Genomic DNA, 24,349 nt, shown 5'->3' with positions numbered 1-24,349 from the left:
GAGCCGCCGGGTCGTGGGTTGATGGAGGCATGGCCAAACAGAACGTGGCGGAGCAGTTCGTCGACATCCTCGTCCGCGCGGGCGTCCGGCGCATGTACGGCGTCGTCGGCGACAGTCTGAACCCGGTCGTCGACGCGATCCGCCGCACCCCCTCGCTCGACTGGATCCAGGTGCGGCACGAGGAGGTCGCGGCCTTCGCCGCCGGCGCCGAGGCCCAGATCACCGGAGACCTCGCCGCCTGCGCCGGCTCGTGCGGCCCCGGGAACCTGCACCTGATCAACGGTCTGTACGACGCGCACCGCTCGATGGCGCCGGTGCTGGCGCTCGCCTCGCAGATCCCGTCGAGCGAGATCGGCCTGGGCTACTTCCAGGAGACGCACCCGGACCGGCTGTTCAGCGAGTGCAGCCACTACAGCGAACTCATCTCCAGCCCGGAGCAGATGCCCCGGCTGCTGCACACCGCGATCCAGCACGCCGTCGGCCGCGGGGGCGTCGGCGTGGTCGCGCTGCCCGGCGACGTCGCCGCCCGGCCCGCCCCGGCGAAGGCGGCGCAGACCGCGCTGGTCACCTCCCGGCCGACCGTCCGCCCGGGCGACGCCGAGGTCGACGCCCTGGTCCGGATGATCGACGAGGCGGACCGGGTGACGCTCTTCTGCGGCAGCGGGACCGCCGGGGCGCACGCCGAGGTCATGCAGTTCGCCGAGCGGATCAAGTCACCCGTCGGCCACGCCCTGCGCGGCAAGGAGTGGATCCAGTACGACAACCCGTACGACGTGGGCATGAGCGGACTGCTCGGGTACGGCGCCGCGTACGAGGCCACCCACGAGTGCGATCTGCTGATCCTGCTCGGCACCGACTTCCCGTACAACGCCTTCCTGCCCGACGACGTGAAGATCGTGCAGGTGGACGTCCGGCCCGAGCACCTCGGCCGCCGCTCCCGCCTCGACCTCGCCGTCTGGGGCGACGTCCGCGAGACCCTGCGCTGCGTGGCCCCCCGCGTCCGCCCCAAGGCCGACCGGCGCTTCCTCGACAAGATGCTGAAGAAGCACGCGGACGCCCTCGAAGGCGTCGTCCGCGCCTACACCCGCAAGGTCGAGAAGCACGTCCCCGTCCATCCCGAGTACGTCGCGTCCGTGATCGACGAACTCGCCGATCAGGACGCCGTGTTCACGGTCGACACCGGAATGTGCAATGTCTGGGCGGCCCGCTACCTCAGCCCCAACGGGCGCCGCAGGATCATCGGTTCGTTCAGCCACGGCTCGATGGCGAACGCGCTGCCGCAGGCCATCGGCGCGCAGTTCACCGACCGGAACCGCCAGGTCGTCTCGCTCTCCGGCGACGGCGGGTTCTCCATGCTGATGGGCGACTTCCTCACGCTCGTGCAGTACGACCTGCCGGTCAAGGTGATCGTCTTCAACAACTCCTCGCTCGGCATGGTCGAGCTGGAGATGCTGGTCTCCGGGCTGCCCTCGTACGGAACGACGAACAAGAACCCGGACTTCGCGGCCATCGCCCGCGCCGCCGGGGCCTACGGCGTGCGGGTCGAGAAGCCCAAGCACCTGGCGAGTGCCCTGAAGGACGCCTTCCGGCACAAGGGCCCGGCCCTCGTGGACGTCGTCACCGACCCCAACGCGCTGTCGATCCCGCCGAAGATCAGCGCCGACATGGTGACCGGCTTCGCCCTCTCCGCCGGAAAGATCGTCCTGGAGGGCGGGGTGGGCCGGATGCTCCAGATGGCCCGCTCCAACCTGCGCAACGTGCCCCGGCCCTGAGGGCATGCGGGGGATGTGGCGGGGCATGCATCCCGTGAGCCTGTTCGACGCGATCTGTGGGTGGGGGATATGGCCGGGGAGGCACGACAGCCGACTCAACTGCTCAGAAAGCTGGGATACGCGGATCTGACCGCGGTGCCGGAGGTGCGGCACGCGTTACGCGAACTGCTGGGGCAGTGGGGCGGGCCCGGCGCCTCGGACGTGGCGGAACTGCTCACCAGCGAGCTGGTGACCAACGCCCTGGTCCACACCGAGCACGGGGCCGTCGTCACGGCGACGGTCGTGCCCGAGCAACTGCGGGTCGAGGTCCGCGACTTCGTCCCCGGCCTGGAGCAGCCGCACGTACCGTCCGCCGACGACGGTACGCACGGCAGGGGCCTCATCCTGGTGGACGCCCTGGCCGACTCCTGGGGGGTCGACGACCACGAGGTGGGCAAGGTGGTCTGGTTCGAACTGAACGGCGGGGCCGCCTGAGGGGGCGGCCCCGCCGTTCGCGGTGGACGGAGCGGTCGCTCAGCCGAACTGCTGCTCCAGGTCCTTGAGCTTGCGCTCCAGGGAGTCGAGACGGGGCAGCGCCTGGGTGTCGTCCTCCGCGGTGAGATCCACCGTCCGGGACTCCCCGGTCGCGGTGTCACGGCCGCGGACGGGGCGGAGGGAGGGCCGGGGTCGAAGCGGCAGTTGTCCCGGATCCGCTATGGCCGGTTCCGCGACGGCGGCCTGCACGGAGGCCGTCGCGGAACCGGTGCCCGAGCCGGTGCCGGAGCCCGGCCCCGGGCCCGTACCGGCGCCCGAGGTGGCGTTGAGCGCCGCCATCTCCACCTGGCGGCCGCCGCCCCTGCCGAGCCCGAAGGCGCGGTGCTGGCGGTTGATCGCCTTCAGCCGGGCCCGGTCCAGCTTGACCTGGTCGCGCCGGCGGATCCGGTTCTGCTCCTTCTCCCGCCGGTCCTCGCGCACCTCGTCCACGGCCTCGTCCAGGGTCCGTACGCCCTCCAGCAGCATCAGCGACCAGGCGGCGAACGTCTCCCGGGGCGCCCGCATCCACCGCACGATCCGGATCTGCGGCAGCGGGCGGGGCACCAGGCCCTGCTCGCGCAGCGCGGCCCTGCGCGTCTGCTTGAGCGCCCGGTCGAACAGGACCGCGGCCGAGAGCGACATCCCCGCGAAGAACTGCGGTGCCCCGTCGTGGCCCAGGCCGCGCGGAGCGTGCACCCAGTTGAACCAGGCCGCCGCGCCCGCGAACAGCCAGACGAGCAGGCGGGACCCGAGGGCCGCGTCGCCGTGGCTGGCCTCGCGGACCGCGAGCACCGAGCAGAACATCGCGGCGCCGTCGAGGCCGAAGGGGACGAGGTACTCCCAGCCCCCGGTGAGGTTGAGGTTCTGCCGGCCGAAGCCGACCAGGCCGTGGAAGGAGAGCGCCGCGGCGACCGCGGCACAGCAGAAGAGGAGGACGTAGGAAGCGGTGCCGTACACCGCCTCCTTGCGTCTGCGGCGCTCCTCGCTGCGTTCCCAGGAGTCCTCGGCCGCGGCCTGGTCACCGGCGCGCTTCCCGCGCGCGAGCACCGCCACCGCCGTCAGGACTCCGGCCACCATGACGCCGCCCGGAAGCAGCCAGTCCAGCGATATGTCGGTCAGTCTCATGCGGTGTCCCTTGCATCGCAGTAGGGCGTTTGGCGGCCCATACTGGCCGACCCCGCGGGGTGCTCAAGGGGTTTCCGGGCAAGAGCACGCCATCGGGGCGCCACGACCTACGAATAGGTGTGATCTGGTCGAACGCCCATGCAAGGGAAGGGCTTTGGGTTCGATTTACGCCACCCCTCCGGGTGGTGTGACCGCCCGGGGCGCTCAGGCCGTCGCCGCGAGCCGCCGGACCCGCTCGGCGTCGCAGGTACGGGGACAGGTCAGACAGGTGTCCTCGGGGCGCAGGGTGTAGAAGAAGCAGCAGGTCGCCCGGTCGCGCGTGGCGCGCGGAGCGCCGTCCGGACCCTCGGTGCCGGGCAGCTCGCGGAAGCCCGCCGCGCCCGCGTAGGGCTTGTACGGCTTGGCGGTGCCCGGCATGAGGAGGTCGAGCTCCGCCATCGCCCGCCGCTCCTCGTCGAACAGGGTGCCGACGTACCAGAGGCCCTCGACGATCTCGTCCGTGGCCATGCCCCACAGGGCGCGGCGGCCGCGCCGCATCCGGGAGCCGAAGCCGTCGAGGATCGCCTCGAAGTGCTCGGCGAGCGAGGAGCGCACCTCGGCCCGCAGGGCGTCCTCGTCGGCGACCACCCGGGCGCCCGGCAGGGACGCGGCCGGGTCGTCGGGCAGGCAGGCGAACTCCTCCACCCGGACGGCCAGCCGGCCGAGCGCCCGCTGGAACGACACGTTCCGTGCGGGCAGCCGGGGCACCCTGCGGTCCAGGAACCAGGGGACGGTGACGAGCAGGCAGGCGGGCCAGGCGTACCGGTGCAGCCCGAAGCTCGCGACGACGTCGGGGCGGGCCTGGGTGCCGTAGTCGCGCAGCACCTGCGCGTTGTCCCAGGCGAGGAAGGCGTCGAGGTCGGGGCCGCCGGCCGCGAGGTCCTCCGCGCCGACCCAGCCCGCGCCGCGCGGCAGCTGCTCGCCGTGGGCGTGTTCCTCTATCCGGAGATGGGGGAAGACCTCGGCGAGCCGGGCGTAGGAGGCCGCGACGGGCGAGGTCGGGGCGGCGGGCAACAGGGCGGGGACGGTCATGCGGACCACCGAATCGCGAGCGTTGGCAGGTTAGCCTTACCTTACCCGATTCGAGGTCACCTCTCACCACCGGCCACGGGCCCCTCACCAGCGAGGCAGTCCTCACACCCCTGACGCGGTTCCGTTCGCCTATGGTGCACAGGGGGACCCGCGCGACGCGAGCCGGGCCCGGCACGAGGCCGCAGGAGGACCCGGGTGGAGCAGGGCGCAGCGCGCGAGCGGGCGACGGAGGATCCGTCCCCGCCCCACGGCGACCCCGCCCGGGATCCCGAGGGACCCGCCCGGGTGCCCGAGCAGACCCGGGGAGCCGGGCGGCCCGCCGGGTCTGCCCGCCGGCGCTCCGACGGCGCCCGGGGCGAGCACGCCCACGGCGGCCCGGACTCCCCGGGCGCGCCACCCGCCCCCGCGCAGGCCCCCTTCTCCCTCCCCGCCCCCGCCGCCGCCCCCCGCGTCGTCCGGCACTCCGTCCGCGGGCAGATCCTCGACGCGCTCCGCACCGCGCTCGTCGGCGGCGAGCTCGTCCCCGGCGAGGTGTACTCCGCCCCCGCCCTCGGCGAACGGTTCGGCGTCTCGGCCACCCCGGTCCGCGAGGCCATGCAGCGCCTGGCCGTCGAGGGCGCCGTCGAGGTCGTGCCCAACCGCGGCTTCCGCGTCACCGAGCGGACCCCCCGCGAACTCGCCGAACTCGCCGAGGTCCGCGCGCTCATCGAGGTCCCCGTCATGCTGCGGCTCGCCCGCACGGTCCCCGCCGCCCGCTGGGCCGAGCTCCGCCCGGTCGCCGAGGCCACCTCGACCGCCGCGGCCCGGGGCGACCGCGCCCACTACGCCGAGGCCGACCGGGCCTTCCACCGGGCCGTCCTCTCCCTCGCGGGCAACGAGCAGCTCCTCACCGTGGCCGACGACCTCCACCGCCGCTCCCAGTGGCCGCTGATCAGCGCGCCGGTGGTCCGCCACGGCGTGCTCGTGGCCGACGCGGCCGAGCACACCGCCCTGCTCGACGCCCTGATCGCCCAGGACCTGACGGTCGTCGAGTCCCTCGTCCGCGAGCACTTCACCGGCCTGAACCCCTGACGCCCCACCGCCCGCCGGGACGCCCGACCCGGCCGGGCGGAGCCCCGCGAAAGCTCCTCGAAGGCCGTCCTCGCGACGGGCGGTCCCGGGGGGCCCGCGCCCACTAAGGTCGAGGGCGACAGCCGCCCGTACCGCGTCGCCCGTGAGGTGCCCCATGCCGTCCGCGACCCCGTCCCCTGCGGACGGAGGCCGACCCGTCACCGGTACGGAGACCGAGGCCACCGCCCTGCTCGGCTGGCTCACCGATCCCGAGGCGCCGCGGCTCTGCCTGGTCACCGGCGCACCCGGCAGCGGCAAGACGGCTCTGCTCGGCTGGTTCGCCAAGCACGGCCCGCGGGCCGGCCGGCCGCGCCGCCGCACGGCCCGGGTCCTCGTCCCGCTGGCCGGGCAGAGCGCCCTCGGCGCGACCTGGACGATCGCCGACCGCCTCGGCGTGGTGGCGCGGTCGCCCGGCGACCTCGTCCACGCCCTCGCCACCAGTGAGGCCCGGCCCGCCGGGCGCGCCGTCCTCCTCCTCACCGATCTGCACGCCGCCGCCGAACCCGCCGCGCTCACCGACCTCATCGCCGAGCTCGCCGGCGTCGGCCGGGTGCGTCTCGTGGTCGAGGCCCGCAGCGGCACCCCGGCCCCGGCGGCCCTGCGCACCGACCGGCGGGTCGCCGTCGTGGACCTCGACGGCGACACCGGGGCCCCCGGCACCGGCGCCCCCGAGCGGAGCCGCCCGCTGCCCGACCTCTCCGACCCGGTGGCCGTCTGCACGGCCGACCCGCTGCTCGTCACCACGGCGTACGTCACCGGAGCGGCCGCCGCCGGACTCCCGGGCACCCTCGACGGCCCCGAGGAACCCGCCCGGCCCGGCGAGAGCGCCGCCGAGGACCACGGCGGGCTGCGGGCCGCCTGGATGCGGGCCGGTCAGTCCCTCTGCCGCGAACAGGCCCCGTCGGAAAGGGCGTTGGTACTGCTCTCGGCCCTCGGTGACGGCGCCGACCCCCGAATGCGCCCCGCGCTCGCGGACCTCGCGCAGGACTCGCCCTGGCGGCTCCGCTGGGCCCGCCACCGCGGCGACCTCACCCCGCCCTGGCCGGGACCCGTGACCGTCCTCGGCGCGGCGGGCGGACCGCTGGAGGGGACGCTCCTGGTGGGCGACCGCACCGGCGCCGTCCGGCTGCTCCACGAGGCCGACGCGAGCCCGGCGGGCCGCCTCGCCCACACCGTGCCCGGCCGGGTCACCGCGCTCGCCCCCGCGCCGGACGGCACGGTGCTGCTCCTGGACGACCGCGGCAGGCTGCACACCGTACGGGGAACGGCGCCGCGGGCCCCGTACCTGGAGCGGCTGACCGAGGCCGTCTCGGCGACCCTGGCCCGGCACCCGGGCACGGCCCTCGCGGCGATCGCCGGTTCCGTGGTGGTGGGGGACCGGCTCGGCTCCGTCCACGCGTTCGGCCTGCGGGGCCTGCACCAGGCCGCCTCGCACAGCGGCCGGGTCGCGGCGGTCGCGGCGGTGGACTCCGAGGCGCCGTTCGTCTGCTCCGGCGGCGTCGACGGGACCGTCCGGCTCTGGACCCCGGGGCGCGACCCGCGCCCCGAGCCGCTCGCCGAACGGTCCTCGCCGGTGGTCGCCCTGCACGCGACGGAGACCCCGCACGGCCCGCTGGTCGCCGTCGCCTGGGGCGACGGCCTCGTCCAGCTGCACCGCCCGGAGGGCGGCCCGACGCTCTCGTTCCGCCCGGGCCCCCCGGTCCGCGCGGTCGCCGTCACCGGCGCCGGCTCGCTGCTCGTCGGAACCGACGAGAGCCTGGTGTGCCTGGCGCCGCGCCGCTTCCGTCCCTGAGGACCCGTCACCGGGTCCTCAGGGAGCACGACTCAGGTGGCCGGCTGCGGCGTCAGCTGGCTCGCGAGCCAGGTGGGCACCCCGCCCAGGAGACGGAAGAGCCGCCGCGCCTCGGCGCGCAGCCGACCCGCCTCCGGCTCCGTCTCGGTGGTGGCGAGGGCGGTGAGGGCCGGGGCCGTGCCGACCAGATAGCCCAACTCCTCCCGGATCCGCAGCGACTCGGCGAAGCCGTGCCGGGCCTCCGCCAACTCGCCCTCCCGCAGGGCGAGTCCGGCCAGATGCCGCCAGGTGGAGGAGAGCAGCAGCGAGTCGCCCTGCGCGGTCGCCCCGGCGTGCGCCCTGCGGTACGCGGCATGGGCGGCCTGCGGGGAGTCGCCGAGGTTCTGCGCGATGAGCCCCCGGCGCAGGTCGAGCAGCGGTCTGCCCTCGGCGGACGGGGAGATCAGCGCGGCCGCCCGGCCCAGGGCCATGCGCGCCTCGTCGGCCCGGTCGCGCACCCCCAGGAGCGTCGACGCGTAGGCCAGGTAGCCGCGTTCGCAGGCGGCGGCCCCGCGCTCCTCGTCGGTGCCGGCCACCGCCTCGGCCGCCCGGAGCGCCTCCTCCGCGTCGGCCCAGCCCTGTTCCGTGTAGAGGCAGCGCTCGATCAGCAGCGCGGCCCGTTCGAGTGCGGCGGCCGGTTCGGTGGCGTGGGGCGCGAGGAGCGCGGCCGCGTCCGTCCAGCAACCCCGGGAGCGGAGCCGCCATATGGCGGTCTCCACGGGAGTCTCCTTGCCGTAGGCGAGGGACGGATCTTCGCCGCCCCTTGATTCGGAACCAGACATGGCGGTATCCGCCACATTGCCCTCCCCGAGCGCGCCATTGAGCTGTTGAGTGAGACCCGCATCTCAGCACGAAGGGGAGTACCTGGCCAAGGGGTCAGGTGAAAGATTTCACAAGACACCGGTACCCGGGGGCGCCACCGCCCCGGCCGCGACCGACGGGCCGTCAGATCGTCGCCGGGCCCGCGATCAGGCCCCGGCGGGAGCCCGCGGGCCGCCCCGGCCGACGGCCCCCACCGGCCCGGACGTCACTCCACCGGACTCGCCCGAACGGGTGAGGCCGCGTGCGGCGCCCGGGGTCATCCGATCAGCTCATCCGCAGCGCGAGGAAGAAGTCGAGCTTGTCCTCCAGACGGGACAGGTCGCGGCCGGTGAGCTGCTCGATCCGTCCCACCCGGTACCGCAGCGTGTTCACGTGTAGGTGCAGCCGGGTCGCACAGCGCGTCCAGGAGCCGTCGCAGTCCAGGAAGGCCTCCAGGGTCGGGATCAGCTCCGCGCGGTGCCGGCGGTCGTAGTCCCGCAGCGGGTCCAGCAGCCGGGCCGTGAACGCGCGCCGGACGTCGTCCGGGACGAACGGCAGCAGCAGCACGTGCGAGGCCAGCTCGTGGTGGCCGGCCGCGCAGACCCGGCCGGGACGGGCCGCGGCCACCCGGCGGGCGTGCCGCGCCTCCTCCAGCGCGCCGCGCAGGCCCTCCGCCGAGTGCACGGCGGCGCTGACCCCGAGGGTGAGCCGCCCGTCGTCGGCGAGACCCGCCGACAGCGGAGCGCGTACGGCCGCGAGCAGGGCGTCCGCGTGCAGGCCCAGCGCGGTCGCCGGAGCCTCGTCCTCGCTGTCCGGCAGCGGGCCCGCGGCCAGCGGCACCAGCGCGATGGCCTCGTCGCCGGTGTGCGCGACGGCGATCCGGTCGGCGGACTCGGCGCCGATGGTCCCCGGGTCGACGAGGATCTCCTCCAGGAGCGCCTGGGCGACCGGCCCGGCGTCCACGGCCGTGCCCTGACCGGCCTCCTGCTCCCACTCGACCCTGGCGACGACCACCTGCCAGTGCGGGGCCGTACCGAGTCCGGGCAGCAGCACCGGGGCGGCCACCCGCAGCCTGGCCGCGATCTCGGCGGGCGCGGCGCCCGTCTGCACCAGCTCCAGGACCTCCTGCGCGAGCCGGCGCCGGACCGTGCGGGCCGCGTCGCGCCGGTCCCGCTCGACGGCGATCAGCTGGGTGACGCCCTGGAGCAGGTCGAGCCGGGCGGCCGGCCAGTCCCCGGCGTCCGCCTCGACGGCCAGCAGCCAGTCCGAGAGGACCGTCTCGCGCACGTCGCGGGACGCGGGGGCGGCGCCCCGGCCGGTGTTGCGGATCGGGAACAGCGAGTACGGCGTTCCGCCGGTGCTGAGCCGGTGCGGGCCGCGCCGGCCGGTCCGGGTGGCGGCGAGGTGCTCACCGGCCAGCGTGGCGGCGAGCGCCGCCGGGAGGGGCTCGCCCGCGCCGGCGATCTGGCGGCCGGTGGGGGACAGGACCCAGGCCCGCAGGTCCAGGTCGGAGCCGAGGAGGTCCAGGACCACCTCGGGTCCGCCGCCGGCGGGCCCCGAGGTCATGAGCCGCCGGTGCCGGTCGACGACGGCCGCCAGGTCGCCCGCCCGCTCGCCGGAGACCTGTCGAACAACGTGTTCGGTGATCGTCGCGAAAGCAACGGTCTCGTTCACCGCGAAGAGCGGCAGACGATGGCGTGAACACGCCTCTACGAGATCGTCGGGAATGTCGCCGAGCTCCGCCTCGCCCGCCGCCAGCGCGGCGACCCCGGCCGAGGCCAGGATCCGGACGAAAGGCTCGGCGTCGGCCGGCTCCCGCAGCCAGGCGAGCCCGGTGAGCACCAGCTCGCCGCCGGACAGGTACCGGCTGGGGTCCTTCAGGTCCGTGGTCATCACGCCGCGGACGGTGCGGTCCAGCTCGTCGTCGCCACCGAGCAGGCGCAGCCCGAGCGCGTCGTGTTCCAGCAGTGCGCGCAGCCGCATCGTGTCGCCGCCGTTCCTTCGTCAGTGATGGGTGGAGGTGTCGCGTTGTCGACGGTGGCGTGGTGCCACCGTTTCCAGGGGAAAACAGCGAGGTGACTGTTCCCCGCCTTTCGTTCGAATCTACAAGACGACGACGGGACCCAGCCAACTCCTTCATGTTTTCGGTGACTGCACCGGGCGATCGTGGGCTTGTGTACTAGGCCACACACCGCGTGAACAGCACATGAACGTGAAGTCGAGGACCGGCCGTCCCCCCGGAACCCTGCGCACGACCCCCGATCACCAGAATCACTAGAAGAGAGCCACCATGGACTTCCTTCGCCCCGCCAGCTGGGAGGAGGCGCTCGCCGCCAAGGCAGAGCACCCCACGGCCGTGCCCCTTTCGGGTGGCACGGACGTCATGGTCGAGATCAACTTCGACCACCGGCGGCCCGAGTACCTCCTGGACCTGAACCGCATCGAGCTGCTGCGCGAGTGGGAGGTGGGCGAGGAGAACGTCCGCCTCGGCGCCGCCGTTCCGTACACCCAGATCATGGAGAACCTGCGGGCCGAGCTGCCGGGCCTGGCGCTCGCCTCGCACACCGTCGCCTCCCCGCAGATCCGCAACCGCGGCGGCGTCGGGGGCAACCTCGGCACCGCCTCGCCCGCCGGTGACGCCCACCCGGCCCTGCTCGCCGCGGGCGCCGAGGTCGAGGTCGAGTCGGTGCGCGGCAGCCGCTTCATCCCGATCGACGAGTTCTACACGGGCGTGAAGCGCAACGCGCTGGAGCCCGACGAGCTCATCAAGACCGTCCACATCAAGAAGGCGGACGGCCCCCAGCAGTACTCCAAGGTCGGCACCCGCAACGCGATGGTCATCGCCGTCTGCGCCTTCGGCCTGGCCCTGCACCCGGAGACCCGGACCGTGCGCACCGGCATCGGCTCGGCCGCACCCACCCCGATCCGCGCCAAGGAGGCCGAGGCCTTCCTGAACGCCGCGCTGGAAGAGGGCGGCTTCTGGGACAACGGCAAGATCATCACCCCGTCGATCGCGAAGCAGTTCGCCGACCTCTGCTCGGGCGCCGCCAACCCGATCGACGATGTCCGAGGCACCGCCAAGTACCGCCGCCACGCCGTCGGCATCATGGCCCGCCGCCAGCTCGGCTGGACCTGGGAGCAGTACCGCGGCACCGGCCGCCCGCTTGAGGGAGCTGCATAAACATGCGCGTCAATTTCACGGTCAACGGACGTCCGCAGGAAGCCGACGACGTCTGGGAGGGCGAGTCGCTCCTCTACGTCCTGCGTGAGCGGATGGGGCTCCCCGGCTCCAAGAACGCCTGCGAGCAGGGCGAGTGCGGTTCCTGCACGGTCCGCCTCGACGGAGTGCCGGTCTGTTCGTGTCTGGTCGCCGCCGGTCAGGTCGAGGGCCGCGAGGTCGTCACCGTCGAGGGGCTGGCGGACTACTCCCAGCACCGCGAGGACGCCCACCCGGGCGGTGCCTGCGGCACCGGCGGCTGCGGCACCAGCCTCGACTCCGCGAAGAAGTGGCAGGCCAAGCCGGCCGACTCGCAGACCGGTGAGGGCGTGCGGCTCTCCCCGATCCAGCAGGCGTTCATCGACGCGGGCGCCGTCCAGTGCGGCTTCTGCACCCCGGGTCTCCTGGTCGCGGCCGACGAGCTCCTGGAGCGCCAGAGCGACCCGTCCGACCAGGACATCCGTGAGGCCCTCTCCGGCAACCTCTGCCGGTGCACGGGCTACGAGAAGATCCTCGACGCGGTCCGCCTCGCGGCCGCCCGTCAGGGAGAGGCGGTCTGACGATGGCCCAGAACACGCGCACCGCTCCGGCGGGCACCCCCACCAACGTCACCCAGAACCACACCAAGGGCGGCATCGGCGAGTCCACGCTCCGCCCCGACGGCACCCTCAAGGTCACCGGCGAGTTCGCGTACTCCTCGGACATGTGGCACGAGGACATGCTGTGGGGCCAGACGCTCCGCTCCACCGTCGCGCACGCCGAGATCGTCTCCATCGACATCTCCGAGGCCCTCGCGATGGCCGGCGTGTACGCCGTCCTCACGTACGACGACCTGCCGGCCGAGATGAAGAACTACGGCCTGGAGATCCAGGACACCCCCGTCCTGGCCAACGGCCGGGTACGCCACCACGGCGAGCCGGTGGCCCTGGTCGCCGCCGACCACCCGGAGACCGCGCGCCGCGCGGCCGCCAAGATCAAGATCGACTACCGGGAGCTGCCGCTCGTCACCGACGAGGCGTCCGCCCTCGCCGAGGACGCGCCGCTGATCCACGAGGGCCGCGACGACCACCACTCCGGTCACGTCCCGCACCCGAACATCGTGCACCGCCAGCCGATCATCCGCGGCAACGCGGACGAGGCCGCCAAGAAGGCCGACGTCATCGTCACCGGCGAGTACACCTTCGGCATGCAGGACCAGGCCTTCCTCGGCCCGGAGTCCGGCCTCGCCGTGCCCTCCGAGGACGGCGGTGTCGACCTCTACGTCGCCACCCAGTGGCTGCACTCGGACCTCCAGCAGATCGCCCCCGTCCTCGGCCTGCCCGAGGAGAAGGTGCGCATGACGCTCTCCGGCGTCGGCGGTGCCTTCGGCGGTCGCGAGGACATCTCGATGCAGATCCACGCCTGCCTGCTGGCGCTGCGCACCGGCAAGCCGGTCAAGATCGTCTACAACCGCTTCGAGTCCTTCTTCGGCCACGTGCACCGTCACCCGGCCAAGCTCTGGTACGAGCACGGGGCCACCAAGGACGGCAAGATCACGCACATGAAGTGCCGGATCGTGCTGGACGGCGGCGCCTACGCCTCGGCCTCCCCGGCCGTCGTCGGCAACGCCTCCTCCCTCTCGGTCGGTCCGTACGTCATCGACGACGTCGAGATCGAGGCCGTCGCGCTCTACACGAACAACCCGCCGTGCGGCGCGATGCGCGGCTTCGGCGCGGTCCAGGCGTGCTTCGCCTACGAGGCGCAGATGGACAAGCTCGCGGCGAAGCTGGGCATGGACCCGGTCGAGTTCCGCCAGCTGAACGCGATGGAGCAGGGCACGATCATGCCGACCGGCCAGGTCGTGGACTCGCCGGCCCCGGTCGCCGAGCTGCTCCGCCGGGTCAAGGCCCGCCCGATGCCGCCGGAGCAGCAGTGGCTCGCCGCCGGTGAGCAGGCGGACGTCCGCGCGCTGCCGGGCGGCCTGTCCAACACCACGCACGGCGAGGGCGTCGTCCGAGGCGTCGGCTACGCGGTCGGCATCAAGAACGTCGGCTTCTCCGAGGGCTTCGACGACTACTCGACCGCCCGGGTGCGACTCGAGGTCATCAACGGCGAGCCCGTCGCCATGGTCCACACGGCCATGGCGGAGGTCGGCCAGGGCGGTGTCACCGTCCACGCGCAGATCGCCCGCACGGAGCTCGGCGTCACCCAGGTGACCATCCACCCGGCCGACACCCAGGTCGGTTCCGCCGGCTCGACGTCCGCCTCCCGGCAGACGTACATGACCGGTGGCGCGGTGAAGAACACCTGCGAGAAGGTGCGCGAGGCCGTTCTGGAGATCGGCCGCCGCAAGTTCGGCTCGTACCACCCGGCGTGGGCCACCGCCGAGCTCCTGCTGGAGAACGGCAAGGTCGTCACCGACGGCGGCGAGGTCCTGGCGGACCTGGCGGACGTCCTGGAAGGCGAGGCCGTCGACCAGGAGCACGAGTTCCGGCACCGCCCGACCGTCGCGTTCGACCTGGTCACCGGCCAGGGCGACGGCCACGTCCAGTACACCTTCGCCGCGCACCGCGCGGTCGTGGAGGTGGACACCGAGCTCGGCCTGGTCAAGGTCATCGAGCTCGCGACCGCCCAGGACGTCGGCAAGGCGCTCAACATGCTCTCCGTGGTCGGTCAGATCCAGGGTGGCACCACCCAGGGCCTGGGCGTCGCGGTGATGGAAGAGATCATCGTGGACCCGAAGACCGCGAAGGTGCGCAACCCCTCCTTCACGGACTACCTGATCCCGACGATCCTCGACACGCCGACCATCCCGGTCGACGTACTCGAACTGGCCGACCCCAACGCGCCGTACGGTCTGCGGGGACTCGGCGAGGCCCCGACCCTGTCGTCCACCCCGGCCGTCCTCGCGGCGATCCGGAACGCGACGGGCCTGGAGCTCAACAAGACGCCGGTCCGCCCCGAGGCGCTCACCGGCACCCTCTAGGACTCTCCGGGCGGTGCGTGCCTCCCAGGAACGTCACACTTCCCAGCCCGCGCCGCCCGGAGCGACCCCCAGCAGGACCCGCTCCACCAGCAGCACCAGTAAGACCAGCAGGACCCAGCAGTACCGATACACCCCCGTTCGTCTCGGGCCGTCCCCCGGGTCGTGCAGCCCACGCAGCATCCCAAATCCCGCAACTTCAGCAGATCCGAAGTCCTTCGAAGTCTGACGCGGGTGCCCCTTTGAACCTTGGGAGTAGGCCCCATGACCCAGTCGTCTGTGGAGCCCAAGACCGCTTCGGAGGACGCGGGCTCCGGCTCGAACGTCCCCGCCGGCCGCTCTTGGCTCGACCGGTACTTTCACATCTCGGAGAGAGGATCCACCGTCGCGACGGAGATCCGCGGCGGCGTCACCACCTTCATGGCGATGGCGTACATTCTCCTGCTCAACCCCCTGATCCTCGGCGGCAAGGACGTGGACGGCAACGTCCTCAGCCAGCCCGCCCTCATCACCGCGACCGCGCTCGCCGCCGCCGTGACCACCCTGCTCATGGGCTTCTGGGGCAAGGTCCCGCTCGCCCTCGCAGCCGGTCTCAGCGTCTCCGGCGTGCTGTCCTCGCAGGTCATCGCCGTCATGACCTGGCCGCAGGCCATGGCCATGTGTGTGGCCTACGGTGTGGTGATCTGTCTCCTGGTGGTCACCGGCCTCCGCGAGATGATCATGAATGCGATCCCGCTGGCGATCAAGCACGCGATCACCATCGGCATCGGTCTCTTCATCGCGCTCATCGGCTTCGTCAAGGCGGGCTTCGTCCACGAGAACCCCTCGCCCGGCGGCGGCCCGGTCGTCCTCGGCCCGGCCGGTGAGCTGGCCGGCTGGCCCGTGCTCATCTTCGCCTTCACGCTGCTCCTGATCTTCGCGCTCCAGGCCCGCAACGTGCCCGGCGCCATCCTGATCGGCATCGTGGCGGGCACCGTCATCGCCGCCGTGGTCAACGCCGTCGGCGACCTGCCGGCCAAGGCCTGGTTCTCCGGCCCGCCGGAGCTCAGCGGCAGCGCGGTCTCCACGCCCGACTTCTCGCTCATCGGCGAGGTGTCCTTCAGCGGCTGGGGCGACGTCGGCTACATCACGATCACCATGATCATCTTCACCCTGGTGCTCGCCGGCTTCTTCGACGCGATGGCCACCATCATCGGCGTCGGCTCCGAGGCCAAGCTCGCCGACTCCCAGGGCCGGATGCCCGGCCTCTCCAAGGCGCTGTTCATCGACGGTGCCGGCGGTGTCATCGGCGGCGGCGTCGGCGGCTCCGGCCAGACGGTCTTCGTCGAGTCGGCGACCGGCGTCGGCGAGGGAGCCCGCACGGGCCTCTCCTCCGTCGTCACCGGCGCGTTCTTCGCGGCCTGCCTCTTCTTCACCCCGATCACCGCGATCGTGCCGGCCGAGGTGGCCTCCGCCGCCCTGGTCGTCATCGGCGCGATGATGATGCAGAACGCCAAGCACGTCGACTGGAGCGACCGCTCCGTCGCGATCCCGGTGTTCCTCACCGTGGTCCTGATGCCGTTCACGTACACCATCACCACGGGTGTCGCGGCCGGCGTCATCTCCTACGCCGTGATCAAGACGGCGCAGGGCAAGGCACGCGAAGTGGGCGCCTTCATGTGGGGCCTGACCGCGATCTTCATCGTGTTCTTCGCGATCCATCCGATCGAGAGCTGGCTGGGCGTCAGCTGACGCCCGACCGCCGCCCTCCACACACAGACATCGAGGAGTTCGAGATGCTGGACATCGCCGAAGAGCTGCACCGGTGGGTCGAGCAGGGACGCGAGTTCGCCGTCGCCACGGTCGTGGCGGTCGGCGGGAGCGCGCCCCGGCAGCCGGGTGCCGCACTCGCCGTCGACAGCGACGGCACGGCGATCGGCTCGGTCTCCGGCGGGTGTGTGGAGGGCGCGGTCTACGACCTCTGCCAGCAGGCCCTCGAAGACGGCAGGACCGTCGTCGAGCGCTTCGGCTACAGCGACGAGGACGCCTTCGCGGTCGGTCTGACCTGCGGCGGCATCATCGACATCCTCGTCACCCCGATCCGCGGCGGGGTCGTCCCCGCCGCGCTCGCCGCCGCCGCCACGGGGGAGGCGGCGGCCCTGGCCCGGATCGTCACCGGCCCCGAGGACCTGATGGGCTGGGCGATCCTCGTCCGCCCCGACGGCTCGTACGAAGGCGGCCTCGGCGGCCACCCCGAGCTGGACCGCACGGCGGCCGGCGAGGCCCGCGCGATGCTCGACGCGGGACGCACCGGCACCGTGGAGATCGGCGAGGACGGCAGCCGCTGCGGACAGCCGCTGACCCTCCTCGTCGAGTCCTCGGTCCCGGCCCCTCGCATGATCGTCTTCGGCGCCATCGACTTCGCGGCCGCCCTCGTCAGGGTCGGCAAGTTCCTCGGCTACCACGTGACCGTGTGCGACGCGCGCCCCGTCTTCGCGACGCCGGCCCGCTTCCCCGAGGCCGACGAGATCGTCGTCGAATGGCCCCACCGCTACCTGGAGTCCACCGAGGTGGACGGCCGCACGGTCCTCTGCGTCCTCACCCACGACGCCAAGTTCGACGTGCCGCTGCTCCAGGCCGCCCTCAAGCTGCCCGTCGCCTACGTCGGCGCCATGGGCTCCCGCCGTACCCACGAGGACCGCAACGAGCGGCTCCGCGGGGTCGGCGTCACCGAACTCGAACTCGCCCGGCTGCGCTCGCCGATCGGCCTCGACCTCGGGGCGCGCACGCCCGAGGAGACGGCCCTGTCCATCGGCGCCGAGATCGTGGCCAACCGGCGGGGCGGCACCGGCCGCTCCCTCACCGGCGCCCACACTCCGATCCACCACGACATACCCGCCGAGCCCGCGCGGCGGATCGGCTCCGTGGCCTGACGGCCCGCGCCGTCACCGCGCCGCGCGCTCCCTGAGCGTCGACGCCCAGGCCGGCGGTTCCTCGGCGGTCCCGCCCTCGTCCCGCCGGCCGCCCCGGGCGAAGAAGTCCGCGAGCGGCAGGATCGCCGCCCCGACGGTGACCGCGTCCGGGCCGAGCGTGCCCATCCCGATCTCGACCCGGGCCGCCGGGTAGGCGAGCGCGTACTGCAGCGCGTAGCCGGTGACGGTCTCCAGGAAGCGGGTGCCGAGCTGGAGGCCGGCCCAGCCGCCGACGAGGATCCGTTCGGGCTGGAAGAGGTTGATGAGGTCGGCGAAGCCGGCGCCGAGGTACTCGGCGGTCTCGGCCAGGACCGCGAGCGCCGTCGCGTCGGGCTCCGTCCCCGGCTCGGCCGGATACGCCGCGGCGAGCATCGCGGTCAGCGCCGTCTCCTCGTCCGCGCCCGCCGGCGGCACCCCGCCCGCCTCCCGCCACCGCTCGAGCAGCGCCTCCGCCCCGGCGTACGCCTCCAGGCAGCCCTGCGCCCCGCAGCGGCAGCGCCGCCCCCGCACGCGTACGGTCAGATGACCCCACTCGATCGCCCGGCCCGGCCCCATCGGGTCGGTGACCACGCACGCGCCGACACCCGAGCCGAAGAGGACCACGACCGCGCTGCGCGCCCCGCGCCCGGCGCCGAACCACATCTCGGCCTGCCCCAGGGTCTTGGCGCCGTTGTCGATCCAGTAGGGCACCGAGGCGGGCAGGTCGACGCTCTCCCGCAGCAGCCGTTCCAGCGGGACCGCGTCCCAGCCGATGGTCTGGCCGTGGACGACCGCGCCGTCCCCTGCGTCCCGGGCCACGATGCCGGGCACCCCGACGCCGACGCCGAGGAGCCGCTCGGCGGGCACGTCCCCGCTCCGCAGTACCTCCGCGATGCCCTCCCGGACGTGTCCGACGACGACCCCGACCTCGTACCGCTCGTGGGGGTTCGGGCCGTCGACGGCCAACGGGCGCTCGGTGCGCGCCAGTTCCGTCAGGGCGAGGTCGAACAGCTCGATCCTCACCCGGGTCTCGCCGACGTCGACGCCGATCATGAAGCCGCTGTCGGGGGAGATGCGCAGGAGCGTACGCGGGCGCCCGCCGGCCGAGTCGACGCTGCCCGCCTCCTCCACCAGGCCCTCCGCGACCAGCTCCGCGACCACGTTGCTGACGGAACCCGAGCTGAGGCCGGTCGCCGGGCCGAGCGAGTAGCGGCTCAGCGGCCCGTCGAAGTAGAGGCGCTGCAGGACGGCGGTGCGGTTCTCGCGTCGCAGGTCGCGCACGGTGCGGCCGTTCCGCTTGGTCACTCGGGCCCCCAGGTGGAAGAGTCTTCCCCCGCAACATACCGCTGCGGGTACCCCGGACGCGCTCTTCTCTTGAGGTTTAACTCATATCCTGAATTAAGCGGACGCCGGCTTCACAGCCTGAACGCGGGCGCCCGCCCCGTCCGGTTCAGGCCTTGCGCAGCCCGCTGAGGAGGAGCTCGGCCAGCTGCTCGTACGCCTCGGCGTCGGCCAGGCCGGTCGCCGAGGCGACCTGGCGGCGCTGGATGCGGACCATCACCGAGGAGATCACGTCGGCCGCGAAGGTCACGTGCACCTCGCGGAAGACCCCGGCCCGGACTCCCTCCTCGATGAGCTGCTGGACCCGCCCGGCCGCCGCGCGCGTGTTGCGCTCGTACACCTCCGCCGCCGGCTCGAAGGCCGCGACGTCGTCGAAGAACTGCGGGGAGACCGGCGCCAGCTCGGCCGAGACCGCCCGCAGATAGGCGGCCAGCCGTTCGGCGGGATCGGTCGCGGCGGCCAGCACCGCCTCCACCCGCGCGGTGGCGCGCCGGAAGAAGTGCACCACCGCCGCCCGGACCAGCTGCTCCTTGCTGCCGGCCAGGCCGTACAGGGTCCGCTTCGAGCAGCGCAGCCGGGCGGCGAGGTCGTCGAGGGTCAGCCGGGCGAAACCCTCGCCGACGAGCAGGGCGACGAGCTCCTCGAAGAGGGCGGAGCGGCGCGCCGCTCCGCGGCCCGTCAGCTTCGGGCTGTCGGCGGCTGGGGTCTCGATCACCCGCCCAGTATTCCAGGCCGGCTCTCCACGGGGTTACGCCGACACCCTTCTGCGCTACGCTGAGCGGTACTGCAGTACCCGTCCCAGTACCACTTTGCGCGCCGCTGGAGTCGCCATGGATGTCGACCGCCTGCTTCCCACCCCCGAGGCAGCGGACCTCATCGCCCTCACCCGGGAGATCGCCGACAAGGAGCTCGCTCCCCGGGTCGACGAGTACGAGGCCGCCGAGAGGTACCCCGAGGGGCTGTTCGCCACCCTCGGCGAGGCCGGGCTGCTCGGCCTGCCCTACCCCGAGGAGTACGGCGGCGGCGGCCAGCCGTACGAGGTCTACCTCCAGGTTCTGGAGGAGCTCGCCGCGCGCTGGGCGGCCGTCGCCGTCGCCACCAGCGTCCACACCCTCGCCTGCCACCCGCTCCACACCTTCGGCACCGCCGCGCAGAAGGAGCGCTGGCTCCCCGAGATGCTGGAGGGCCGCACCATCGGCGGCTACAGCCTCTCGGAGCCGCAGGCCGGCTCCGACGCGGCCGCCCTCGCCTGCAAGGCCGAGCGGCAGGAGGACGGCAGCGGGTACCGGATCACCGGCACCAAGGCGTGGATCACCCACGGCGGCCGCGCCGACTTCTACGCGCTCTTCGCCCGGACGGCCCCCGGCAGCCACGGCATCTCCTGCTTCCTCGCCCCGGGCGCCACCGAGGGCCTCGGCTTCGGCGCCCCCGAGCGCAAGATGGGCCTTCAGGCCGTGCCCACCACCTCCGCCTACTGGGACGGCGCGCTGATCGACGCCGACCGGCTCGTCGGCGACGAGGGCCAGGGCCTCCAGATCGCCTTCAGCGCCCTCGACAGCGGCCGCCTCGGCATCGCCGCCTGCGCCACCGGCCTCGCCCAGGCCGCGCTCGACGCGGCCGTGGCGTACGCCAACGAGCGCACGACCTTCGGCCGCCGGATCATCGACCACCAGGGCCTCGGCTTCCTCCTCGCCGACATGGCCGCCGCCGTCGACGCGGCCCGCGCCACCTACCTGGACGCGGCCCGCCGCCGGGACCTCGGACGCCCCTTCAGCCGCCAGGCCAGCGCGGCCAAGCTCATCGCCACGGACACCGCGATGAAGGTCACCACCGACGCGGTCCAGGTCCTCGGCGGCTACGGCTACACCCGGGACTTCCCGGTCGAGCGCTACATGCGCGAGGCGAAGATCACCCAGATCTTCGAGGGCACCAACCAGATCCAGCGGCTCGTGATCAGCCGGGGGCTCGCCCAGCCGTGACGGCGCTCCGCCGGTCCGCCCGGTGCCGGCCGCGTCCGGGCCACCGGGCGAGGGAGGCGACGCCCGCCTGGGCGCACGTCCCGCCGGGGTCGCCCCAGGGGCGCCGGCGACGCCGATGCCGACGCCCTCGACGGTGACGGGGACGGCGCCGGCGAAGAAGAGGGCGCCGGAGACATCCTCGAGGGTGCGGCCGCCGGCGGTCGTCGTCCCGGCTGCCTCACCGGCCCGCAACGGTGCGCCCCCGGGTCGTCCGATCGGTCGACCCGGCGTGCCGCACCGGCCGGGTCCGCGGACGCCCCACCGGCCCCCGCCCGCCCTGCCGTTCGCCGTCCACCGACCTGTCGTCCGCCTCCCCGCCGTCCGCCGCCCACCGGGCCCGGCTCCGCTTCCGGCGACGCGGCCTGCGGTTCTATGGTGGGCGGCGCAGATCGCGCGGACCGCGCGGTCCTCCGCGGGCACGCGCCCGATCCGGCGGCCAACCCGGCGGCAGGGTCGCACCCGCACGACACGAACGAGGAGTTCCATGGACATCGCCGGCTCCGCCGCTCTCGTCACCGGTGCCGCCTCCGGTCTCGGCGCCGCCACCGCGGCGGCCCTCGCCGCCCGGGGCGCCACGGTCTACGGCCTCGATCTGGACAAGGCCGTGGCCGCCGCCGGGCAGCAGCCCGAGGGCGTCCGGCTGCTCCCCGCGGACGTCACCGACGAGCAGCAGGTCCGCGCGGCCCTCGCGGCGGTCGAGGCCGACGGCGCCGAGCTGCGCCTCGCCGTCAACTGCGCCGGGATCGCGCCCTCGGCCCGCATCCTGGGCCGCAAGGGCCCGCACGACCTGGACCTGTTCCGGGCCGTCGTCGACGTGAACCTGATCGGCACGTTCAACGTGATGCGGCTCGCCGCCGAGGCCATCGCCCGGCACGAGCCCGACGAGCACGGCCAGCGCGGACTCGTCGTCAACACCGCCTCGATCGCCGCGTTCGAGGGCCAGGTCGGCCAGATCGCCTACGCGGCCTCCAAGGCGGGCGTCGCCGGCATGACCGTCACCGCCGCCCGCGACCTCGCGCAGTTCGGCATCCGGGTCGTCACGGTCGCCCCCGGGATCGTCGACACCCCGATGATGGCCGGGTTCGGCGAGGACGTCCGGGCCGGTCTCGCCGCGAGCGTCACCTTCCCGCAGCGCCTCGCGCGGCCGGAGGAGTACGCCCGCCTGGTGACGATGGTCGCCGAGCACGACTACCTCAACGGCGAGACGATCCGCATGGACGGCGCCCTCCGGATGGCCGCCCGCTGACGCCCGGCCCGGCTGCCGGGCCTCCGTACCCTCGTTGAAGCACTCGGTGCCGGTTCTCCCCGGCACCTAGTGCCGCGCGAAGGAGTCGCGGGTGTTAGGTTCGGCCCATGGGAACAGCCGGATCAGCGTCGCCGAACGCCACGAAGCCCGCGATGCGGGACTCCCTCATCGCCGCGGCCTTCCAGCTCTTCCTGGAGCGGGGCTACGAGCAGACCACGGTCGACGACATCGTCACCCTCGCCGGGGTCGGCCGGCGGTCCTTCTTCCGGTACTTCCCCTCGAAGGAGGACGTGGTCTTCCCGGACCACGAGCAGTGCCTCGCCGACATGACCCGCTTCCTCGCGGCGAGCGCCGACTCCGACGACCCGATGGTCCGGGTCTGCGGCGCGGCCCGGCTGGTCATGCGGATGTACGCCGAGAACCCGACCTTCTCCGTGCAGCGCTACCGGCTCACCCGCGAGGTGACCGGGCTGCGCACGTACGAGCTGTCGGTGGTCTGGCGGTACGAGAAGACCCTCGGCGACTACCTGCGCACCCGCTGGGCCGACCGCAGGGACGGCACCCTGCGCGCCAACGTGGCCGCGGCGGCGGTGGTGGCCGCCCACAACCACGCCCTGCGGCACTGGCTGCGCTCGGGCGGCGAGGGCGACCCGCTGGCCGAGGTGGACACCGCCCTGGAGTTCGTCCGCGGGACCTGGAGCCCGGACGCGGTGGTGGCCGCGCCCGCCGAGGAGGCCGAGGACGTCGTCGTGGTCATCACCAAGCGCTCCACCCCCATGTGGCGCGTGGTGCGCGAGGTGGAGTCGAGCCTCGGCGAGGGCTGATCGCGACGCCGGGGGTTCGCGGTATCTCCAATTCGGGGAACTCAGGTCTTTATTTGATGGCACTCAGTGCCATATCTTTGCTCCATGCACGGTCGAGCCGCCGAGTGCGAGGAGAAGGCATCGTGTTCCACACGGGACTGAGGAGCGGGACCGCCGTCCAGGCCGCCGAGGAGGCGGGCCCCGACGCCGAGCTCTACTTCCAGCGCTGCCGCTGGTGCCACACCACGACGTTCCAGCGACTGCTCTGTCCGACCTGCGGGTCGACCGATCTCACCCCCGAACTCAGCGAGGGCGAGGGCGTGATCTCCGTGCGGCGCGGGGTGGCCGCGGCCGACGCCGACCTGTGGCCGGTCTACATGGCGGAGGGCTTCACCGTCCGCTGCCGGGTCGACGGGCCGCTGCACGCGGTGCGCCCCGGCGTCCGGGTCAAGGTCTCCTCGGGGGTCGGCGTGACCGGTCGCAGGCCGGTCGTCCGGCTCTGCGAGGAGGTCCCCCTCGACGGGTGGATCTGATCGCCGGACCGGTGCGGGAGACGCGAAAGGGGTGGGTGGTGGCACAGAGTGCCACCACCCACCCCTTTCAGGTCACCGGGCCCGGACGGTTCAGCGGGCGCCGATCTCGTCCGTCAGCTGCGGCAGCACCTCGAAGAGGTCGCCGACCACGCCGTAGTCCACCAGGTCGAAGATCGGGGCCTCGGGGTCCTTGTTGACCGCGACGATCGTCTTCGAGGTCTGCATGCCGGCCCGGTGCTGGATCGCACCGGAGATGCCCGCCGCGACGTACAGCTGCGGCGAGACCTGCTTGCCGGTCTGACCGACCTGGTTGGAGTGCGGGTACCAGCCGGCGTCCACCGCGGCGCGGGAGGCGCCGACGGCCGCGCCGAGCGAGTCGGCCAGCTTCTCGACGACCGCGAAGCCCTCGGCCGCGCCGACACCGCGGCCGCCGGAGACCACGATCGCGGACTCGGTCAGCTCCGGGCGGCCGGTCGAGACGCGCGGGGTGCGCGCCACGACCTTGGCGGCGTTGCCGGTGAAGGAGACCGTGACGTCCTCGACCGCGCCGGCGGCCGGAGAGGCCTCCGGGGCGGCGGAGTTCGGCTTGACCGTGATGACCGGCGCGCCGTGCGTGACCGTCGAGCGCACCTGGTAGGAGGCGGCGAACACGGACTGCGTGGCGACCGGGCCGTTCTCGCCGGCCTCCAGCTCCACGGCGTCGGTGATCAGGCCCGAGCCGAGCCGGAGCGCGACGCGGGCCGCGATCTCCTTGCCCTCGCCGGAGGAGGTCACCAGGACGGCGGCCGCCCCCTTCTCCTGTGCGATCTGGGTGAGCGCGTCGACCTTCGGCACGACCAGCTGCTCGGTGAACTCGGCGGCGTCCGCGACGTACACGGTGGCGGCGCCGTACTCGCCGGCGGTGGCGGCGATCGAGGCCGCGGCCTCGCCGGCGCCGAGCACGACCGCCGAGGGCTCGCCGATACGGCGGGCCAGGGTCAGCAGTTCGAGGGCCGGCTTGCGGACCGCACCGTCGGCGTGGTCCACGAGAACCAGGATCTCAGCCATGATTCGTTGCTCCTGTGGGGTGTCAGGCT

At 73.5% G+C, this 24,349-nt stretch carries 20 protein-coding genes; 13 read left to right on the top strand and 7 right to left on the bottom strand.

Annotation, left to right across the window (positions count from 1 at the left end):
• Positions 1–29 precede the first annotated feature (29 nt).
• Positions 30–1,772 (top strand): pyruvate dehydrogenase, encoded by a 1,743-nt coding sequence (locus ACY0MR_RS08695; protein ID WP_388802879.1) that lies wholly within the window; start codon positions 30–32, stop codon positions 1,770–1,772.
• A gap of 69 nt (positions 1,773–1,841) precedes the next feature.
• On the top strand, positions 1,842–2,246 hold the full coding sequence (locus ACY0MR_RS08690; RefSeq protein ID WP_473560115.1) for an ATP-binding protein: 405 nt from the start codon (positions 1,842–1,844) through the stop codon (positions 2,244–2,246).
• A gap of 39 nt (positions 2,247–2,285) precedes the next feature.
• Here ACY0MR_RS08690 and ACY0MR_RS08685 read toward each other — a convergent pair whose 3' ends face one another.
• Together ACY0MR_RS08685 and ACY0MR_RS08680 are read right to left on the bottom strand one after the other, a co-directional pair.
• Complete coding sequence (locus ACY0MR_RS08685) at positions 2,286–3,410, bottom strand: DUF2637 domain-containing protein (protein ID WP_388802874.1); 1,125 nt, start codon at positions 3,408–3,410, stop codon at positions 2,286–2,288.
• 204 nt (positions 3,411–3,614) lie between these two features.
• Positions 3,615–4,481, bottom strand: coding sequence for a (2Fe-2S)-binding protein (locus ACY0MR_RS08680; protein ID WP_361860699.1), 867 nt, complete (start codon positions 4,479–4,481; stop codon positions 3,615–3,617).
• Positions 4,482–4,676: 195 nt separating this feature from the next.
• Between ACY0MR_RS08680 and ACY0MR_RS08675 the strand changes: the two genes are divergently transcribed.
• Both ACY0MR_RS08675 and ACY0MR_RS08670 read left to right on the top strand, forming a co-directional pair.
• Positions 4,677–5,552 carry a GntR family transcriptional regulator gene (locus ACY0MR_RS08675; protein ID WP_403314040.1) on the top strand — a complete coding sequence of 292 codons (876 nt, stop codon included), beginning with the start codon at positions 4,677–4,679 and terminating at the stop codon, positions 5,550–5,552.
• 154 nt (positions 5,553–5,706) lie between these two features.
• Positions 5,707–7,383 (top strand): hypothetical protein, encoded by a 1,677-nt coding sequence (locus tag ACY0MR_RS08670; protein ID WP_473560113.1) that lies wholly within the window; start codon positions 5,707–5,709, stop codon positions 7,381–7,383.
• A gap of 32 nt (positions 7,384–7,415) precedes the next feature.
• On the opposite strand, the gene ACY0MR_RS08665 is transcribed toward ACY0MR_RS08670, so the two are convergent.
• Together ACY0MR_RS08665 and ACY0MR_RS08660 are read right to left on the bottom strand one after the other, a co-directional pair.
• The gene (locus ACY0MR_RS08665) at positions 7,416–8,204 is read right to left on the bottom strand and encodes a hypothetical protein (protein WP_361863281.1); all 789 of its coding nucleotides are present in this window, start codon (positions 8,202–8,204) and stop codon (positions 7,416–7,418) included.
• Positions 8,205–8,508: 304 nt separating this feature from the next.
• Positions 8,509–10,206 (bottom strand): PucR family transcriptional regulator, encoded by a 1,698-nt coding sequence (locus ACY0MR_RS08660; RefSeq protein ID WP_388802862.1) that lies wholly within the window; start codon positions 10,204–10,206, stop codon positions 8,509–8,511.
• A gap of 307 nt (positions 10,207–10,513) precedes the next feature.
• Between ACY0MR_RS08660 and ACY0MR_RS08655 the strand changes: the two genes are divergently transcribed.
• From ACY0MR_RS08655 to ACY0MR_RS08635, 5 genes are all read left to right on the top strand, one after another.
• The gene (locus tag ACY0MR_RS08655) at positions 10,514–11,404 is read left to right on the top strand and encodes an FAD binding domain-containing protein (RefSeq protein WP_361863211.1); all 891 of its coding nucleotides are present in this window, start codon (positions 10,514–10,516) and stop codon (positions 11,402–11,404) included.
• A gap of 2 nt (positions 11,405–11,406) precedes the next feature.
• Complete coding sequence (locus ACY0MR_RS08650) at positions 11,407–12,000, top strand: (2Fe-2S)-binding protein (RefSeq protein ID WP_148002846.1); 594 nt, start codon at positions 11,407–11,409, stop codon at positions 11,998–12,000.
• A gap of 2 nt (positions 12,001–12,002) precedes the next feature.
• The gene (gene pucD, locus ACY0MR_RS08645; protein WP_361857565.1) at positions 12,003–14,405 is read left to right on the top strand and encodes a xanthine dehydrogenase subunit D; all 2,403 of its coding nucleotides are present in this window, start codon (positions 12,003–12,005) and stop codon (positions 14,403–14,405) included.
• 261 nt (positions 14,406–14,666) lie between these two features.
• Positions 14,667–16,133, top strand: coding sequence for an NCS2 family permease (locus ACY0MR_RS08640; RefSeq protein ID WP_361857556.1), 1,467 nt, complete (start codon positions 14,667–14,669; stop codon positions 16,131–16,133).
• A gap of 44 nt (positions 16,134–16,177) precedes the next feature.
• Positions 16,178–17,314, top strand: a complete 1,137-nt coding sequence (locus tag ACY0MR_RS08635) for an XdhC family protein (RefSeq protein WP_473560109.1) — start codon at positions 16,178–16,180, stop codon at positions 17,312–17,314.
• 12 nt (positions 17,315–17,326) lie between these two features.
• On the opposite strand, the gene ACY0MR_RS08630 is transcribed toward ACY0MR_RS08635, so the two are convergent.
• Positions 17,327–18,637, bottom strand: coding sequence for an ROK family transcriptional regulator (locus tag ACY0MR_RS08630; protein ID WP_473560106.1), 1,311 nt, complete (start codon positions 18,635–18,637; stop codon positions 17,327–17,329).
• Positions 18,638–18,782: 145 nt separating this feature from the next.
• Complete coding sequence (locus ACY0MR_RS08625; RefSeq protein ID WP_388802848.1) at positions 18,783–19,388, bottom strand: TetR/AcrR family transcriptional regulator; 606 nt, start codon at positions 19,386–19,388, stop codon at positions 18,783–18,785.
• A 115-nt stretch (positions 19,389–19,503) separates the two neighbouring features.
• Between ACY0MR_RS08625 and ACY0MR_RS08620 the strand changes: the two genes are divergently transcribed.
• The 4 genes from ACY0MR_RS08620 to ACY0MR_RS08605 all read left to right on the top strand — a co-directional run bounded on the left by ACY0MR_RS08620 (position 19,504) and on the right by ACY0MR_RS08605 (position 23,273).
• Positions 19,504–20,652: an acyl-CoA dehydrogenase family protein gene (locus ACY0MR_RS08620; RefSeq protein ID WP_361860801.1), complete on the top strand. Its 1,149-nt coding sequence runs from the start codon at positions 19,504–19,506 to the stop codon at positions 20,650–20,652.
• Between the two features lie 523 nt (positions 20,653–21,175).
• Positions 21,176–21,937 (top strand): SDR family NAD(P)-dependent oxidoreductase, encoded by a 762-nt coding sequence (locus ACY0MR_RS08615; RefSeq protein ID WP_148002838.1) that lies wholly within the window; start codon positions 21,176–21,178, stop codon positions 21,935–21,937.
• Positions 21,938–22,044: 107 nt separating this feature from the next.
• Positions 22,045–22,761, top strand: coding sequence for a TetR family transcriptional regulator (locus ACY0MR_RS08610; protein WP_451060994.1), 717 nt, complete (start codon positions 22,045–22,047; stop codon positions 22,759–22,761).
• Positions 22,762–22,883: 122 nt separating this feature from the next.
• Complete coding sequence (locus ACY0MR_RS08605) at positions 22,884–23,273, top strand: zinc ribbon domain-containing protein (RefSeq protein ID WP_361860792.1); 390 nt, start codon at positions 22,884–22,886, stop codon at positions 23,271–23,273.
• 90 nt (positions 23,274–23,363) lie between these two features.
• On the opposite strand, the gene ACY0MR_RS08600 is transcribed toward ACY0MR_RS08605, so the two are convergent.
• Positions 23,364–24,320: an electron transfer flavoprotein subunit alpha/FixB family protein gene (locus ACY0MR_RS08600; protein WP_361860789.1), complete on the bottom strand. Its 957-nt coding sequence runs from the start codon at positions 24,318–24,320 to the stop codon at positions 23,364–23,366.
• Positions 24,321–24,349: the final 29 nt, after the last annotated feature.

The organism is Streptomyces sp. JN8, from assembly GCF_055808075.1.
The sequence above is the reverse complement of the archived record's forward strand: the minus strand, read 5'-3'. Positions and strand labels throughout refer to the sequence as shown.

Coding starts and splice junctions, on each gene's coding strand:
- ACY0MR_RS08695 (WP_388802879.1), top strand. CDS start 30: ATGGCCAAACAGAACGTGGCGGAGCAGTTCGTCGACATCCTCGTCCGC.
- ACY0MR_RS08690 (WP_473560115.1), top strand. CDS start 1,842: ATGGCCGGGGAGGCACGACAGCCGACTCAACTGCTCAGAAAGCTGGGA.
- ACY0MR_RS08685 (WP_388802874.1), bottom strand. CDS start 3,410: ATGAGACTGACCGACATATCGCTGGACTGGCTGCTTCCGGGCGGCGTC.
- ACY0MR_RS08680 (WP_361860699.1), bottom strand. CDS start 4,481: ATGACCGTCCCCGCCCTGTTGCCCGCCGCCCCGACCTCGCCCGTCGCG.
- ACY0MR_RS08670 (WP_473560113.1), top strand. CDS start 5,707: ATGCCGTCCGCGACCCCGTCCCCTGCGGACGGAGGCCGACCCGTCACC.
- ACY0MR_RS08665 (WP_361863281.1), bottom strand. CDS start 8,204: ATGTCTGGTTCCGAATCAAGGGGCGGCGAAGATCCGTCCCTCGCCTAC.
- ACY0MR_RS08660 (WP_388802862.1), bottom strand. CDS start 10,206: ATGCGGCTGCGCGCACTGCTGGAACACGACGCGCTCGGGCTGCGCCTG.
- ACY0MR_RS08655 (WP_361863211.1), top strand. CDS start 10,514: ATGGACTTCCTTCGCCCCGCCAGCTGGGAGGAGGCGCTCGCCGCCAAG.
- ACY0MR_RS08650 (WP_148002846.1), top strand. CDS start 11,407: ATGCGCGTCAATTTCACGGTCAACGGACGTCCGCAGGAAGCCGACGAC.
- pucD (WP_361857565.1), top strand. CDS start 12,003: ATGGCCCAGAACACGCGCACCGCTCCGGCGGGCACCCCCACCAACGTC.
- ACY0MR_RS08640 (WP_361857556.1), top strand. CDS start 14,667: ATGACCCAGTCGTCTGTGGAGCCCAAGACCGCTTCGGAGGACGCGGGC.
- ACY0MR_RS08635 (WP_473560109.1), top strand. CDS start 16,178: ATGCTGGACATCGCCGAAGAGCTGCACCGGTGGGTCGAGCAGGGACGC.
- ACY0MR_RS08620 (WP_361860801.1), top strand. CDS start 19,504: ATGGATGTCGACCGCCTGCTTCCCACCCCCGAGGCAGCGGACCTCATC.
- ACY0MR_RS08615 (WP_148002838.1), top strand. CDS start 21,176: ATGGACATCGCCGGCTCCGCCGCTCTCGTCACCGGTGCCGCCTCCGGT.
- ACY0MR_RS08610 (WP_451060994.1), top strand. CDS start 22,045: ATGGGAACAGCCGGATCAGCGTCGCCGAACGCCACGAAGCCCGCGATG.
- ACY0MR_RS08600 (WP_361860789.1), bottom strand. CDS start 24,320: ATGGCTGAGATCCTGGTTCTCGTGGACCACGCCGACGGTGCGGTCCGC.